We start from the raw sequence: 13,667 nt of genomic DNA, 5'->3' as shown, positions 1-13,667 counted from the left end.
CCACCGGCGCTCCCCGGGCCGATTGAGTAGAAAAGCGGATGCCGCTCGTTTGCGCCGCCCATAGCGTGGACGACGTGGGATATCACGTACTGGGCGAGGCCGCCATGGTCATGCACTTCGCCTTCCTCGGATACGTCGTCGCAGGTGGCTTTCTTGCCTGGCGGTGGCCGCGCGCGATCTGGCCGCACATGGCATTCGCCGTCTACGCCCTGGGCATCGTCGTCATCGGCTGGGACTGCCCCCTCACCGGCCTCGAGTACTGGGCCCGAAGCCGCGCCGGCGAACAGGGGCTCACCGAGGAAGGCTTCATCGCGCATTACCTGACCGGTGTCCTCTACCCGGAGCAGTACCTCGTCCTCGCCCAGGCCGCGGTAGCCACGACAGTGGCCCTGTCCTGGGCCGGAGCAGCCTGGCTGACCACACGGCGAAACCGGGCCCGCCTCGTCGGGAGGCGTTAAAAAAGCGTTTGGATCCATTGGTGCAACTTCGCCCGGAAGGCGCCAATGACCTGCGAAGATGTACGAAATTACGACATTCGGCGGATGTTTGTTCCACAGAAGTCGGGCGACACTCAAACTATGACCGAAACGATGATCAGCCCTGTTGAGCCCGCCGAACACTACATCGCCCGGAACGCTCGGCTCATTGATCGCTACCGCTTCGCCTACCTGTTCCAGAACGGTCCCGCAGAGCCCGTCCGTGCGGCCCTGGACACCTACCGCAACGTCAACGGAGGGTACGGAAACGCCCTCGAACCCGACTTACGCGGACACGCCAGCCAACCCCTCGCAGCGGCCACCGCTCTGAGCGTCCTCGACGAGCTCGGCCCTCTGCCGCGCGACGTCCTTCCCGGGCTGCTGCGCTACCTGACCAGTGTCAGCCGGCCCGACGGGGGACTGCCCCCGGTCCTGCCCGGTGTGCGCCATTCGGACGCGGCACCCTGGTGGCGTGAGCTGACCGACCACTCCAGTGCACTCGACCCCACCGCGTTCATCGTGGCACTGCTGCACAAGCACCACGCCCCGAGCCGGTGGCGCGACCACGCCACCGCCTTCTGCTGGACCCGCATAGCCGCTCTCCGCTGGATCCGCCCCGAACAGGCCGTTGCGGTCTGCACCTTCCTGGAGCACGTCTCCGACCGCGAACGCGCCCAGACCGAGCTGCGCCGGCTCGCCCCCATGCTGCTGCGCACCGTCACCATGACCCCCGGAACGTTTCGGGGGCCGACCCCTCTCGACCTGGCACCGACCCCCCGCCACATCATCCGGCCGCTCTTCGCCGACACCCTCATCCGCGCCCACCTCGACGCCCTCCAGGCCGCACAGGCGCTCGACGGAGGCTGGCCGGCCGAGCACATCGCCTGGTGCCCCGGAGCCCACGCCGCCCAGCGCGACCTCGCGACCCTGCGCGCGCTCACCGCCCTGCGCGACAACGGCCGCCTGGGCGGGAGCACACCGGTCAGGCAAAGGACACCGGCCGACGCATGATCTGATCCGCAGCGGGCAGCCGCAACCGGTGTAACCATTCACGCCACGAGAGCGAAAAGGGGACCGTCACCTCATGGCAACCGAACTCACCGGTCGTACCATCGCCTTCCTCGCAGCACCCGAAGGCACCGAGCAAGTCGAACTCACCGACCCCTGGGGCCGAGTCCAGGAGGCCGGTGGACAACCGAGGCTGATCTCCACCGAAAGCGGCTCCATTCAGGGCTTCAACCACCTCGACAAGGCCGACACCTTCGTCGTGGACGCCACCGTCCACGACGTTAAGGCCACCGACTTCGCCGGACTCGTCCTGCCGGGGGGAGTCGCCAACCCCGACTACCTGCGCACCGACGAACGCGCCGTCGCCCTGATCCGGGAGTTCTTCGACGCCGGCCTGCCCGTCGCCGCGATCTGCCACGCGCCCTGGACCCTGATCGAGGCCGACGCCGTACGCGGGCGCAGGCTCACCTCCTACCCGAGCCTGCGCACCGACCTCGTCAACGCCGGGGCGGACTGGGTCAACGAAGAGGTCGTGGTCTGCACCAGCGCGCCCGGCACGCTCGTCACCAGCCGCAACCCCAACGACCTGCCGGCCTTCGGATCGGCTTTGGTCCGTGCCTTCGCCACCGGTCGATAGCGTTTTCGTTCGTGTCAATCCCGGCGGCGCGTTCTTCTGCGCGTCAGCCGGTTGACGCGTACTCGCAACTTGGTTTAGACCAATCGACCGGCCGGACGCCCTAAAGTGTTGTATGTGACACGTCGAGCAAAAATCGTCGCGACCCTCGGCCCCGCAACATCGAGCCCGGAGATCCTCCGCCAGCTCGTTGACGCCGGGCTGGACGTAGCGCGACTCAATCTCAGCCATGGTACGTACGACGACCACCGCGCCAACTACGACAACGTGCGAGCCGCCGCTGCCGCCAGCGGTCGCAGCGTGGGCATCCTCGCCGACCTCCAGGGACCCAAGATCCGCCTCGGCACCTTCGCCGACGGACCGGTGGACCTGCACCCCGGTGACGAGTTCACCGTCACCATCGACGACGTGCCGGGGGACCGGCACCGGGTGTCCACCACCTACAAGGGCCTTCCGGGCGACGTCCGCCCCGGTGACCGCGTCCTCATCGACGACGGCCGCGTCGTGCTGGAGTGCGTCAAGTCCTCCAGCACCGATGTCCACACGCGCGTGCTCATCGGCGGCACCGTCTCCAACAACAAGGGACTCAACCTCCCCGGCGTCTCGGTCGCCGTGCCCGCCCTCACCGAGAAGGACGAGCGGGACCTGCGCTGGGCCCTCGCCCAAGGCGTGGACATGGTCGCGCTGTCCTTCGTGCGCAGCCCCACCGACGCCGAGGACGTCCACAAGATCATGGACGAGGTGGGCGTGCGCGTCCCCCTCATCGCCAAGGTCGAGAAGCCGCAGGCCGTCGAGCGCCTCCAGGACATCATCGAGGTCTTCGACTCCGTCATGGTCGCCCGCGGCGACCTCGGTGTCGAACTGCCCCTCGAAAACGTCCCCATGGTGCAAAAGCGCGCCGTCGAGCGCTGCCGCGACAAGGCCAAGCCGGTCATCGTCGCCACCCAGATGCTCGAATCGATGATCAGCTCGCCGCGCCCCACCCGGGCCGAGGCCTCCGACGTCGCCAACGCCGTCCTCGACGGGGCGGACGCGGTCATGCTTTCCGGCGAGACCAGCGTCGGGCAGTACCCGATCGAGACCGTGCAGACGATGGCGCGCATCATCGCTGCGGCCGAGCAGGAGTCCCTGCGCGCCTCGCACGTCCTCAACCGGGTCCCCGAGACCACCGGCGGGGCCATCGCCCGAGCCGCGGCCGAGGTGGGCGCCACCGTCGGCGCCAAGGCGCTCGTGGCCTTCACCATGAGCGGTGAGACCGCACGCCGCCTGGCCCGTTACCGCTCGCCCATCCCGTTGCTCGCCTTCTCCACCGAGCCCAAGACCCGGGCACAGCTCTCCCTGAGCTGGGGCGTGGAGACCCACCTCGTGCCGTGGGTCGACAACACCGACGACATGGTCCGCCAGGTCGAGACGGAGCTGCTGGAGATGGGTCGCTACCAGCGCGGCGACAAGATCGTGATCGTCGCCGGCAGCCCTCCCGGAAGCCAGGGGTCCACCAACATGCTGCGGGTGCACCGCATCGGTGACGCCATCGCCCATCACAGCTGAGGTTTTTCGGCCCCACGACCGCGTTCCCTGGTAGCGGGCATGTTTCGTCTCCCGCCCGATGCCAGGGGAGCGCGGTCGTCGCTTTTTGCCACCCCGATCCTCTTTCAGGGCCGGGCTTCGGTCTTCTCGCCCGTCGTCACCCGCTCCAGCGGCATGTCCCACGGCAACAGGTTCCACGGGCTGGCCGGATCGGTCGTCAACAGCCCCATCGCAGTCCAGACCCGATCGGAGCCGGCATCCTCGGAACCGCCGCCCTGCCACAGCAGATATCCGGCGTGGAACGCCGCTGCCAACTGGTCCCAGCTGCCGTAACGGCGTTGCAGGTCGGAGGCGACCCGTCTGAGCAGCCCCTGGGTCTCCACCGGGCTCAACCAGTCCAGGGTGGCCCCGCCGCAGGCCAGGCGGACCAGATGCGCCGACTTCCACCACTGGTAGGCGCCGATCACGATGGTCTCGGCGGACTCGTCGGCGCCGATCACCGCGCGCATCCGTTGCGCCTGTCCGGTGGTCAACACGATGCTCTGCCCGGGACCGCCCCCTTCCGGGTCACGGCTGCGCGCGGTGCCCGTGCGCAGGTTGACCAGCAGGTCGGTACTGCGACCGGTGTGCAGTTCGTTCCAGAGCCGGTCCACCGTCGTCAGCAGCGATTCCCGGTCGGTCACGCCCCACTCCAGCTCGAAGACCTTGCGGTAGCGCCGCCGCAGTTGAGGGCGCGCCACCACGTCCCACGGTTCGGCCAGCGCGACCCGGAAGGGCGCCGCCACCGCGGCGGCCCACCGTTCCGTGCTCAAGGGGGCGTCGGTGTCCTTGGTGCGCAGGGTCGGCGCCTCGCGTGAGCCGATCACCAACTCCGCGAAGGACCCTGCCGCCAGCGCGATGATCGGCAGCAGCGCCCACCCCGGCCGGCCGAGTCCGACAAGGACGACGGCAAGTCCGCTCAGGGGTGCCAGCAGCCACGGCTGTCAACGGTGGGAGGCCCAGGCCACGACAACCCACGCCACGATCGCCAACAGGCCCATGACTGCGACCACCGCGGTGAACACCGTCACTCCCTTCCACCTCCCGAGCCTTGTCCGCTTCCGTTGGATACCAGGATCAAGGACCGCTGCCCGCAACGGCGACCAAACCCGCGTGTTGTACTCAGGTTGTAGCCGTGATGTGACCCCGTCCCATTGATTCGGCCGCTTCGGTAGGGCCCAAAAGCCCGATTGAGTAGCGCCGTACCGGGAACGGGTCGGTGTTTCGCGCCGATGAAGGATGCGGACAGGGTGGCCCGGGAAACCTCGGGACGTGGAGGCACTGTCCGGCCGCCGGCCGGTACCGGGACGGATGCAAGGAGGGTCGAACAGCAAGAGAGCCACCCGGATGGGATGGCTCTCTGGTCGTGCTGGTGCCCCGAGTGGGATTCGAACCCACACTGTATGAGGTTTGAGCTCATTTTCTCTGCCGGTTGGAATATCGGGGCATTTATTAATTTTTGTCCGACTTGGCGGAAGCTGCCACTGTATTGGCCGGAGCGGTCTCGTGCAAAAAGGGCCCCGGGAAGCAGTGCGAACTCCCTGCCTGGTGCAGACCATCCTAGCGGATCTCGGTACGCTCTTGTCTGTGACGCAGACGCAGAGCCGCGTGGTGATCGCGGAAGACGAGGCCCTCATCCGACTGGACCTCAAGGAGATGCTTGAGGAGGACGGTTATGCCGTCGTGGGGGAGGCCGGTGATGGGGAGACCGCGGTCAGACTGGCCGGCGAGCTGCGGCCCGACCTCGTGATCCTTGACATCAAGATGCCGATCCTGGACGGCATCTCCGCCGCAGAGCGGATCGCCGGCGAGCGGATCGCGCCGGTCGTGATATTGACCGCGTTCTCCCAGCGCGATCTCGTGGAACGCGCCCGTGACGCCGGCGCGATGGCCTACCTGGTCAAACCGTTCAACAAGGCCGATCTGGTGCCCGCGATCGAGATGGCGGTCAGTCGTTACGCCGAGATATCGGCACTGGAGGCGGAGGTCACCGGTCTGGGCGAACGCCTGGAGACGCGCAAGCTGGTGGAGCGGGCCAAGGGCCTGCTGCAGAGCAAGCACGGGCTCAGCGAGCCCGAGGCGTTCCGCTGGATCCAGAAGAACTCGATGGACCGCAGGCTGACCATGCGCAAGGTCGCCGAGACCGTCGTGGAGACCCTCGACGGCAAGTAACCCTTTTCGGTCTCTTCTCCACCGCGTCCCGAAACATCCTGCGGGGGCGCGCCGTCACCCGGCGCGCCCCCGTTTTGTGCTCCCCGGCATCCCCGCAACTGGTGAGCTGCAAAAACAGGGGTCACGTTCCCGTTATCGATTGCATCACGGATGCGCACGAAGCAGTGACGTTTGGGTCACGTGGCTTTAGCGATGCTGAATGGACGTCCTAAATCGGGCTAAACTCACGCCATCCCACTCAAGCCATAGCCCGGTTCCGGTGCGTCTTCCGCCCGGGTCCGGTACATCGATGCGCAAGGGAGCGCACGTGCGCAAACGCCTCGTGACCTTGCTGCTTGCCGTGATCGCCGTCATTCTGGCGGTCCCGGGAGCGGCCTCAGCAGATACCCCGGGGGGTGAGTCGCTGGTCGTCACCCTCACCGACCCGGCCAAGAGCCCCGTCGAGGGAGTGCTCCTCACCGCCTACAAGGGCGAGGAGGAGATCGGTTCGGACTCCACCGACTCCGACGGAGAGTGGCGGGTAGAGGTACCCGGGCCGGGCAGCGACTACCGCGTCGTCCTGGACCCCGAGACTCTTCCGGACGGAGTTGACGTCAACGAGCAGGCCTATGAGCGTGCTCCGTTGCGACCGGTGACCGAGGGCCAGGAGGCGCGTCTCCTCTTCCGACTCGTCCCCGAGGCCGAGGCCACCCAGGCCCCGGAGGAGCCGAGCCCGAGCGCGGAGACCGACGGTGCCGCGGGTGCCGACGACGGTGCCGTCAACGACTCCGCAGACGGTGCCGCCGCCGAGACCGGTGTGAGCGCCGGAACCCCCTTCGGGGTCGCCGCGCTTCAGCTGTCGGTGTCGGGCCTGATCTTCGGCCTCATCATCGCCATCTCGGCGATCGGTCTCTCACTCATCTTCGGTACCACCAGGATGACCAACTTCGCCCACGGCGACATGGTCACCTTCGGCGCGATGATGGCCCTGATGTTCAGCACGGGAACCATCTTCGGCGGTATTCCCCTGATCATCGCCGCGGTGCTCGCGGTGCTCGCCGGGGCGCTCCTCGGACTGGGGATGGAGTGGTTCATCTGGAAGCCGCTGCGCAAGCGCAACGTCGCCCTCATCCAGATGTTCATCGTCTCCATCGGCTTCGCGCTGCTGATCCGCCACATCATCACCGTGGCCTTCGGCGCCAACCGAATGCGTTACAACGAGTACCAGATCCAGCAGCCCATCCACATCGGGCCGGTCTCGATCGTCCCCCGCGACCTCATCATCATGGGCATCGCGATCCTGGTCCTGATCCTGGTCGGTGTGATGCTGCAATACACCAGGATCGGCAAGGCGATGCGCGCCGTGTCGGACAACCGCGACCTCGCGGAGTCCTCGGGCATCAACGTCAACCGCATCACCCTCTACGTGTGGGGTCTCAGCGGTGCGCTGTCGGCACTGGGCGGCGTCCTCTACGGCCTCAACCAGACCGTGGACTGGCAGATGGGCTTCCGCCTGCTGCTGCTCATGTTCGCCGCGGTCATCCTCGGTGGCCTGGGCACCGCGTACGGCGCCATGGTCGGAGGCATCGTCGTCGGTCTCGTCGCCATGCTCTCGACGCTGTGGTTCCCCACGGAGCTGATGAACGCGTGGGCCCTCGGCATCATGATCGTGGTTTTGTTGGTCCGGCCTCAGGGAATCCTGGGCCGCCGGGAACGGGTCGGCTAGGAGACGCACAATGGACTTGCTGCAAATCCTCGCCGAGGCCTTCCGCTCGGCGATCGCTCCGACAGCGGCCTTCTACGCCCTGGCCGCCATCGGGCTCAACATGCACTTCGGTTACACCGGCCTGCTCAACTTCGGCCAGGTCGGCTTCATGCTGGTGGGCGCCTACGGCGTCGCGATCAGCGTCAACACGTTCGGACTGCCGCTCCCGGTCGGGTTCCTGGTCGGCGTTCTCTGCGCCGTCGTCCTCGCACTGCTACTGGGAATCCCCACCCTGCGGTTGCGAGCCGACTATCTCTCCATCTGTACGATCGCGGTCGCCGAGGTCCTGCGGCTGCTCTACCGGGCCCAGTTCGCCGCGCCCCTCACCGGCGGTGTCTACGGACTGCAGGGTTTCGCGCGCTCGTTCTACGACGTGAACCCCTTCCCGCGGGGCAGTTACGGCTTGCTCGGGGTCAACTTCACCCACCAGGCCCTCTGGGTGATGGTGGTCGGCTGGGGCCTCGTCGGGGTCGCCTGCGCCATCTCCTGGATGCTCGTGCACAGCCCCTGGGGGCGTGTGCTCAAGGGCATCCGCGAGGACGAGGACGCGGTGCGCAGCCTCGGGAAGAACGTCTTCGCCTACAAGATGCAGAGCCTCGTCCTGGGCGGCGTCTTCGGCGCCCTAGCCGGCGGTGTGTGGATGCTGGCCCAGCAGACGGTCACCCCCGAGCTGTTCATGCCGCAGGTGACCTTCTACCTGTGGGCGATGCTGCTGCTGGGCGGCGCGGGCCGCACCTTCGGCCCGGTCCTGGGCGCGATCATCATGTGGTTCCTGCTGTCGATCTTCGACGGACTGCTGCGCGGGGCGGCTGCCGAAGGGCTCCTGCCCTTCCTGAGCAACTCCGATGTGGGCGCGCTGCGGCACGCCTTCGTCGGCCTGGCGCTGCTGCTGCTGATCATCTACCGGCCGCAGGGGATCATCGGCAAGCGTGAGGAGATGCTGGTCAATGTCAAGTGACGAAGTGCGGGCCGCTGCCGACCCCCTGGCCGGTACCGAGCCGGTCCCGGGCGTCGCCAAGCCCGACCCGATCCTCAAGGCATCGGGCATCAAACGCAGGTTCGGCGGACTCACCGCGGTCAACGTGGACCACCTTGAGGTCCAACGGGGCACGATCACCGCACTGATCGGCCCCAACGGCGCGGGCAAGTCCACGCTGTTCAACCTGTTGAGCGGATTCGACCAGCCCGACGAGGGCCAGTGGTCCTTCAACGACCACCAGTTGCGGCGCCTGCGCGGGCACCAGGTGGCTCGTCTGGGCATGGTGCGGACCTTCCAGCTGACCAAGGCGCTGACGCGACTGTCGGTGCTGGACAACATGCTGCTGGCCGCCCCGGGACAGACCGGCGAGGGTTTCCTCGGCGCGTTCTGGCGTCCGGGGTGGAAGGCCCAGGAGAAGGCGAACCTGGCCCAGGCGGAGTCGCTGCTGGAGCGGTTCAAGCTCATCGCCAAGCGTGACGACATGGCCGGAAGCCTGTCGGGCGGCCAGCGCAAGCTGCTGGAGATGGCCCGGGCGCTGATGGTGAACCCGTCTCTGCTGATGGTCGATGAGCCCATGGCCGGCGTCAACCCGGCACTGGTGCAGTCGCTGCTCGGCCACATCACGGCCCTGCGCGACGACGGCGTCTCCGTGGTCTTCGTCGAGCACGACATGGACGTCATCATGGGGATCAGCGACTGGATCGTGGTCCTGGCCCAGGGCCAGGTGATCGCCGAGGGCCGTCCCGCCGACATCCGCAGCAACAAGCAGGTCGTCAACGCCTACCTCGGCGCCCAGCACGACGAGCCGGCCGCGGCGGCCGGGTCGGAGGAGGAGTCATGAGCACCGACGTCCCCGAGGTCCCGGACGAGGAAGTCGCGGCGATCCAGGAGCACCGCGAGGAGGTCCTGCAGAACGCGGACTCCGAGGGTGTGGAGAACTTCGACGACTACCTCCTGGTCGCCAACGAGATGGTCGCCGGGTACGTCCCCGGGGTCAACATCCTCAACGGCTGCACGCTCACCCTCACCGAGGGCGAGGTCGTGGCGATCATCGGCCCCAACGGCGCCGGCAAGTCCACGCTGATCAAGACGATCTTCGGCTTGATCCCGGTCCGCTCGGGCTCCCTGGTGCTGCGGGGCAAGAGCATCGCTAACCTCTCCGCCCACGAGCTCGTCTCGCAGGGTGTGGGCTACGTCGCCCAGACGCAGAACGTGTTCCCCACGCTCAGCGTCGAGGAGAACCTGGAAATGGGCGCCTACCTGCGGCCCAAGAAGTTCGCCGAGCGCTTCGCGGTCGTGTCCGAGCTCTTCCCGCTGCTGGCCAAGCGCCGCAAGCAGAAGGCCGGCGCGCTCTCGGGCGGCGAGCGCCAGATGGTCGCGATGGGCCGGGCGTTGATGATGGACCCGTCGGTGCTGTTGCTGGACGAGCCCACCGCCGGCCTCTCGCCCATCTACCAGGACGAGGTCTTCCAGCGGGTCAAGCAGATCAACTCCACCGGTGTCTCGGTGATCATGGTTGAGCAGAACGCTCGTCGCTGCCTGCAGATCTGCGACCGCGGTTACGTTCTCGACCAGGGCCGCAACGCCTACACCGGCACCGGGGCCGAGCTTCTGGGCGACCCCAACGTCATCGAGCTCTACCTGGGCACCCTCGCCAAGGGCTGACCAGGGGCAGTACACCGAAACGGCCCGGCCGGGGACATCCCCGGCCGGGCCGTTTCGGTGTACGCGGAGCGTCCCGCACGGCTTTCCGAACCCGTGGGTCGTGTCCCGGGCGCCGATCCGGTGGTGAGCCCGGGGGGAGTGGAGCCCGGGCGGCCGGCCTCGGGGGCGAGACGCCCGTACGGACAGGACGAAGTCGGTGCGGGTGCGGTTGCGGGCAACGGGTGCGGGGCTGGGGGTGCGCTGTCGCGTCGGACGTGGAGTGCTGTGCGGTGCGTGGAGCACGGCCCCGGGCGGTGCGGGTACGGGTGCGGTTGCGGGCAACGGGTGCGGGGCTGGGGGTGCGCTGCCGCGTCGGACGTGGAGTGCTGTGCGGTGCGTGGAGCACGGCCCCGGGCGGTCCGGGCACCGCTGCGGTGTCCGCGAACTGCCTCCGGGGACACCGGTCGTGGCACACGAAAACGCTCCTGCCCCCGGTGGGGGCAGGAGCGCGGGTGGTGCCGGTGGCCGGGCCCGCGAGGCGCGGACCCGGCCCGTGGATCAGGCTCCGGCCTCGGTGTAGCTCAGCGCCTTGAACTCGCCGCCGTCCTCGAAACCGTAGATCTGGTACGAGGCGACGGTGATGTCGCCGTTCTCGTCGAAGTCCAGCGGGCCGCTCTGGCCCTGGAAGTCGATGGTGCCGCCGTCGGCGAGGATGTCACGGCACTCGGCGAAGGTGGAGCAGCTGGTTTCGCCGGTGGTGACGGCCGCCATCTGCTCGACGAAGACGGCCGGGTCGGTGCTCTCGGCGGCCTCGGCGGCCAGGGCGACCACCATCGCGCAGTCGTAGATCTGCGGGCCGTAGACGTAGTCCTTCAGCGAGCTGTCCATCTCGGCCAGCTTCTCGTTGAAGGCCTGGTTGTTGACACCGGGGGTCGCGCCCTTGAACCCGTCGATGATGCCGGGGTCGCCGGTGTTGACCATGGAGCCCAGCTCGCTGTTGGCCATGCCGTCGGCGCTGTACATCTGGTCGGCGCCGAAGCCGTTCTCGACGAAGTTGGTGATGAGCTGCACGCCCTCGTCGAAGGAGATCAGCGCGATCGCGTCGGGCTCCTCGCCGCTGACCGACTGCACGATGGAGCTGAAGTTCGTGGCCTGGGGCTCGTAGCTCTCCTGGGCGACGACCTCCGCACCGGCCTCTTCCAGGGCGGTGGCGGTGGCCTCGGCCAGGCCCTGGCCGTAGTCGTCGGCGCGGTAGATGACGGCCACGGAGGAGGCGCCGTCGGCGACGATCTCGTTGGCCAGCACGGGGCCGGTCAGCAGGTCGCTGGGCGCGGTACGCCAGAAGTACCCGCCGTCGTCGTAGTCGCTGAGGGTGGGGGCGGTGTTGGCGCCGGAGCACTGCACGACCTCGGCCTGGGTGACCCGGTCGATGAAGGACATCGTCATGCCGGACGACGCGGCGCCCAGGATGGCGTGGACGTTCTGGTTGAGCAGGCGGTCCGCGGCGTCGGCGGCGATCGCACCGTCGCCGGCCTCGTCACCGCTGAGGATGTCGGGGAGCTCGGCGCCCAGGACGCCGCCGGCCTCGTTGATCTCCTGGATCGCGAACTTGGCGCCCGCGATCTGCGGGGGGCCGAGGTAGGCCAGCGGACCGGTCTCGGGGAGGATGTAGCCGAACTGCAGCGGCTCGACGTCGGATCCGCCGTCCCCGCTGCCGCCACCGCTACAGGCGGCCAGGCCCATGACCAGGGCTGCGGTCATGGAAGTGAGGCCGAGGGCCTTCTTTGCAGGCATTCAGTTCTCTCCAATTCAATGGCGTGAGACACGCTTCGCCTCCGGCGGGCCCAACCTCGGGGGATGAGGTGTTGCTTAACCGGGAGTGTTAGCGGAGCTTAATCCGCGCGGCGGCGACTCTGGAAGATCACTTGAGGCGTCGCGGCTGAGTCGGGTTCATGCTGTTACTTCTCTGTAGTCAGAGAAGCGACCGAACCGCCGCATCCGCCGGTTTTGTTCAGCAGAGCGTGACATTCGGATGGCGAGGCGTAGCACCCGGCGGTCGGTCGGTCGCAAAGGTAAACATTTGGCTGCCATTGGCACCTGTCGCCGGACCGCCGTTCGGGCTCCGTCAGAACAGGGCGACGACCGCTGTGAGGACCGGAGCCACGAACAGTGCGGGGAGCAGGTCGGCGACGGGGAAGTCCCGGATGCGCATCAGGCGCAGTGCCACGCCGGCCAGGAGCAGTCCGCCGGTCGCGGTGAGCGCCGCGATGTGGGCATCGGGCAGGAACGTGCCCAGGGCGACGCCCACCAGGGTGAACGCCCCTTGGTACAGCAGCACCGGTAGGGCCGACACCAGTACTCCCAGGCCAAGCGCCGCCGCGAAGGCGATGGCGGCGAAACCGTCCAGGGCGGCCTTGAGCGCGAGCTGGTCGATCCCGTTTCCCAGGCCGTCGCTGATGGCGCCCAGGATCGCCATGGGGCCGACCACGAAGACCAGCGACGAGCTCACGAAACCCTCGACGAAGCGGTCCGACCCGGCCGGGCCGGCGGCCGGCTCCGCCGCTCCCGAGACGTGCGCGGCCACCGGCTGGCGTGCCAGGCGGGTGCGCAGCACCTCGCCGAGCCGGGTCAGCCGGTCCTCGATCCGGAGCAGGGACCCGACGACCCCGCCGATCAGCAGGGAGGCCAGCACAATCAGGGTCGGCGCGGCCGACCCCACCGCGCCGACCAGCGCCGGGGACAGGATCTCCGCCGCGCTGAGCGCAGCGACCAGCAGGATCACCAGGCCCAGCGCGTCGGTCACGACCGACCGGGTGCGTTCGGGCAGCCGGGCGCCCAGCAGCATTCCCAGGCCACCGCCGAGAACGATCGCGACGACGTTGATGAGGGTCCCCACCCCTGGCATCCGGTCCTCTTTCTTCTTTCTTCATGGTGCGGGTGGTCGGGGCGGAGCCGGTCAGGCTCCGGGAGCGTCACGCACCATGCAGGTCAGGCGTGAGGTGCACACCCGCTTGCCGCTGTCGTCGGTGATCTCGATGTCCCAGGTGGCGAGGGTGCGGCCCAGGTGCACCGGGGTGGCGACCCCGGTGATGTGCCCCTCGGAGGCGCTGCGGTGGTGGGTCGCGTTGATCTCGATGCCCACCGCGATACGGCCCTTGCCGGCGTGGATCGCCGACCCGACGGACCCCAGGGTCTCGGCCAGGACGCAGGAGGCCCCGCCGTGCAGGATGCCATAGGGCTGGGTGTTGCCCTTGACCGGCATGCGTCCCACCACGCGTTCGACGGACGCCTCCAGGAACTCCAGGCCCATCCGCTCGCCGAGGGAGCCCCCGTAGGCGGAGTCGCCCATGATCTCACGCAGTTCCTCGGTGTCCAGAGCCATCTGAGTCCTTCCTCGCCGGGGACAAGAGGGGCGATAGGGGGCGCTGGTTGGCGCGCATCGCG

General features: G+C 68.2%; 12 protein-coding genes, 1 tRNA gene and 1 pseudogene. 9 read left to right on the top strand and 5 right to left on the bottom strand.

Annotated elements, in window-relative coordinates:
- Window positions 1-38 precede the first annotated feature (38 nt).
- The 4 genes from AC0VYP_RS15820 to pyk all read left to right on the top strand — a co-directional run bounded on the left by AC0VYP_RS15820 (window position 39) and on the right by pyk (window position 3,666).
- Window positions 39-458 (top strand): DUF2784 domain-containing protein, encoded by a 420-nt coding sequence (locus AC0VYP_RS15820; RefSeq protein ID WP_475470442.1) that lies wholly within the window; start codon window positions 39-41, stop codon window positions 456-458.
- A gap of 132 nt (window positions 459-590) precedes the next feature.
- The gene (locus tag AC0VYP_RS15815; RefSeq protein ID WP_475470440.1) at window positions 591-1,487 is read left to right on the top strand and encodes a prenyltransferase; all 897 of its coding nucleotides are present in this window, start codon (window positions 591-593) and stop codon (window positions 1,485-1,487) included.
- 73 nt (window positions 1,488-1,560) lie between these two features.
- Window positions 1,561-2,121: a type 1 glutamine amidotransferase domain-containing protein gene (locus AC0VYP_RS15810; protein WP_475470438.1), complete on the top strand. Its 561-nt coding sequence runs from the start codon at window positions 1,561-1,563 to the stop codon at window positions 2,119-2,121.
- 114 nt (window positions 2,122-2,235) lie between these two features.
- Complete coding sequence (gene pyk, locus AC0VYP_RS15805) at window positions 2,236-3,666, top strand: pyruvate kinase (protein WP_285756784.1); 1,431 nt, start codon at window positions 2,236-2,238, stop codon at window positions 3,664-3,666.
- A 104-nt stretch (window positions 3,667-3,770) separates the two neighbouring features.
- Here the strand turns inward: pyk and AC0VYP_RS15800 are convergent.
- Together AC0VYP_RS15800 and AC0VYP_RS15795 are read right to left on the bottom strand one after the other, a co-directional pair.
- Window positions 3,771-4,709, bottom strand: a pseudogene (locus tag AC0VYP_RS15800) (DUF1266 domain-containing protein).
- A 345-nt stretch (window positions 4,710-5,054) separates the two neighbouring features.
- Window positions 5,055-5,131, bottom strand: a tRNA-Leu gene (locus AC0VYP_RS15795).
- Between the two features lie 161 nt (window positions 5,132-5,292).
- Between AC0VYP_RS15795 and AC0VYP_RS15790 the strand changes: the two genes are divergently transcribed.
- From AC0VYP_RS15790 to AC0VYP_RS15770, 5 genes are all read left to right on the top strand, one after another.
- Window positions 5,293-5,856, top strand: a complete 564-nt coding sequence (locus AC0VYP_RS15790; protein WP_285757837.1) for an ANTAR domain-containing response regulator — start codon at window positions 5,293-5,295, stop codon at window positions 5,854-5,856.
- A 307-nt stretch (window positions 5,857-6,163) separates the two neighbouring features.
- A complete protein-coding gene (locus AC0VYP_RS15785; protein WP_475470436.1) occupies window positions 6,164-7,561 on the top strand; it encodes a branched-chain amino acid ABC transporter permease in 1,398 nt (465 codons plus the stop codon).
- A gap of 10 nt (window positions 7,562-7,571) precedes the next feature.
- Window positions 7,572-8,558: a branched-chain amino acid ABC transporter permease gene (locus tag AC0VYP_RS15780; RefSeq protein WP_285756782.1), complete on the top strand. Its 987-nt coding sequence runs from the start codon at window positions 7,572-7,574 to the stop codon at window positions 8,556-8,558.
- Window positions 8,548-9,420, top strand: a complete 873-nt coding sequence (locus AC0VYP_RS15775) for an ABC transporter ATP-binding protein (protein WP_475470434.1) — start codon at window positions 8,548-8,550, stop codon at window positions 9,418-9,420. Before AC0VYP_RS15780 ends, AC0VYP_RS15775 begins: the two co-directional genes overlap by 11 nt.
- On the top strand, window positions 9,417-10,244 hold the full coding sequence (locus AC0VYP_RS15770; protein WP_285756780.1) for an ABC transporter ATP-binding protein: 828 nt from the start codon (window positions 9,417-9,419) through the stop codon (window positions 10,242-10,244). Before AC0VYP_RS15775 ends, AC0VYP_RS15770 begins: the two co-directional genes overlap by 4 nt.
- 537 nt (window positions 10,245-10,781) lie before the next feature.
- Here the strand turns inward: AC0VYP_RS15770 and AC0VYP_RS15765 are convergent.
- The 3 genes from AC0VYP_RS15765 to AC0VYP_RS15755 all read right to left on the bottom strand — a co-directional run bounded on the left by AC0VYP_RS15765 (window position 10,782) and on the right by AC0VYP_RS15755 (window position 13,605).
- Window positions 10,782-12,017, bottom strand: a complete 1,236-nt coding sequence (locus tag AC0VYP_RS15765; protein ID WP_475470432.1) for an ABC transporter substrate-binding protein — start codon at window positions 12,015-12,017, stop codon at window positions 10,782-10,784.
- 331 nt (window positions 12,018-12,348) lie between these two features.
- A complete protein-coding gene (locus AC0VYP_RS15760; protein ID WP_285756778.1) occupies window positions 12,349-13,128 on the bottom strand; it encodes a DUF554 domain-containing protein in 780 nt (259 codons plus the stop codon).
- Between the two features lie 51 nt (window positions 13,129-13,179).
- Window positions 13,180-13,605, bottom strand: coding sequence for a PaaI family thioesterase (locus AC0VYP_RS15755; RefSeq protein ID WP_285756777.1), 426 nt, complete (start codon window positions 13,603-13,605; stop codon window positions 13,180-13,182).
- Window positions 13,606-13,667: the final 62 nt, after the last annotated feature.

The sequence above is a fragment of the Nocardiopsis sp. iso_186 genome, from assembly GCF_056173365.1.
Note: the sequence above shows the minus strand (reverse complement) of the source record. Positions and strands in the feature narration are given on the sequence as shown.

Coding starts and splice junctions, on each gene's coding strand:
- AC0VYP_RS15820 (WP_475470442.1), top strand. CDS start 39: ATGCCGCTCGTTTGCGCCGCCCATAGCGTGGACGACGTGGGATATCAC.
- AC0VYP_RS15815 (WP_475470440.1), top strand. CDS start 591: ATGATCAGCCCTGTTGAGCCCGCCGAACACTACATCGCCCGGAACGCT.
- AC0VYP_RS15810 (WP_475470438.1), top strand. CDS start 1,561: ATGGCAACCGAACTCACCGGTCGTACCATCGCCTTCCTCGCAGCACCC.
- AC0VYP_RS15780 (WP_285756782.1), top strand. CDS start 7,572: ATGGACTTGCTGCAAATCCTCGCCGAGGCCTTCCGCTCGGCGATCGCT.
- AC0VYP_RS15775 (WP_475470434.1), top strand. CDS start 8,548: ATGTCAAGTGACGAAGTGCGGGCCGCTGCCGACCCCCTGGCCGGTACC.
- AC0VYP_RS15770 (WP_285756780.1), top strand. CDS start 9,417: ATGAGCACCGACGTCCCCGAGGTCCCGGACGAGGAAGTCGCGGCGATC.
- AC0VYP_RS15765 (WP_475470432.1), bottom strand. CDS start 12,017: ATGCCTGCAAAGAAGGCCCTCGGCCTCACTTCCATGACCGCAGCCCTG.
- AC0VYP_RS15760 (WP_285756778.1), bottom strand. CDS start 13,128: ATGCCAGGGGTGGGGACCCTCATCAACGTCGTCGCGATCGTTCTCGGC.
- AC0VYP_RS15755 (WP_285756777.1), bottom strand. CDS start 13,605: ATGGCTCTGGACACCGAGGAACTGCGTGAGATCATGGGCGACTCCGCC.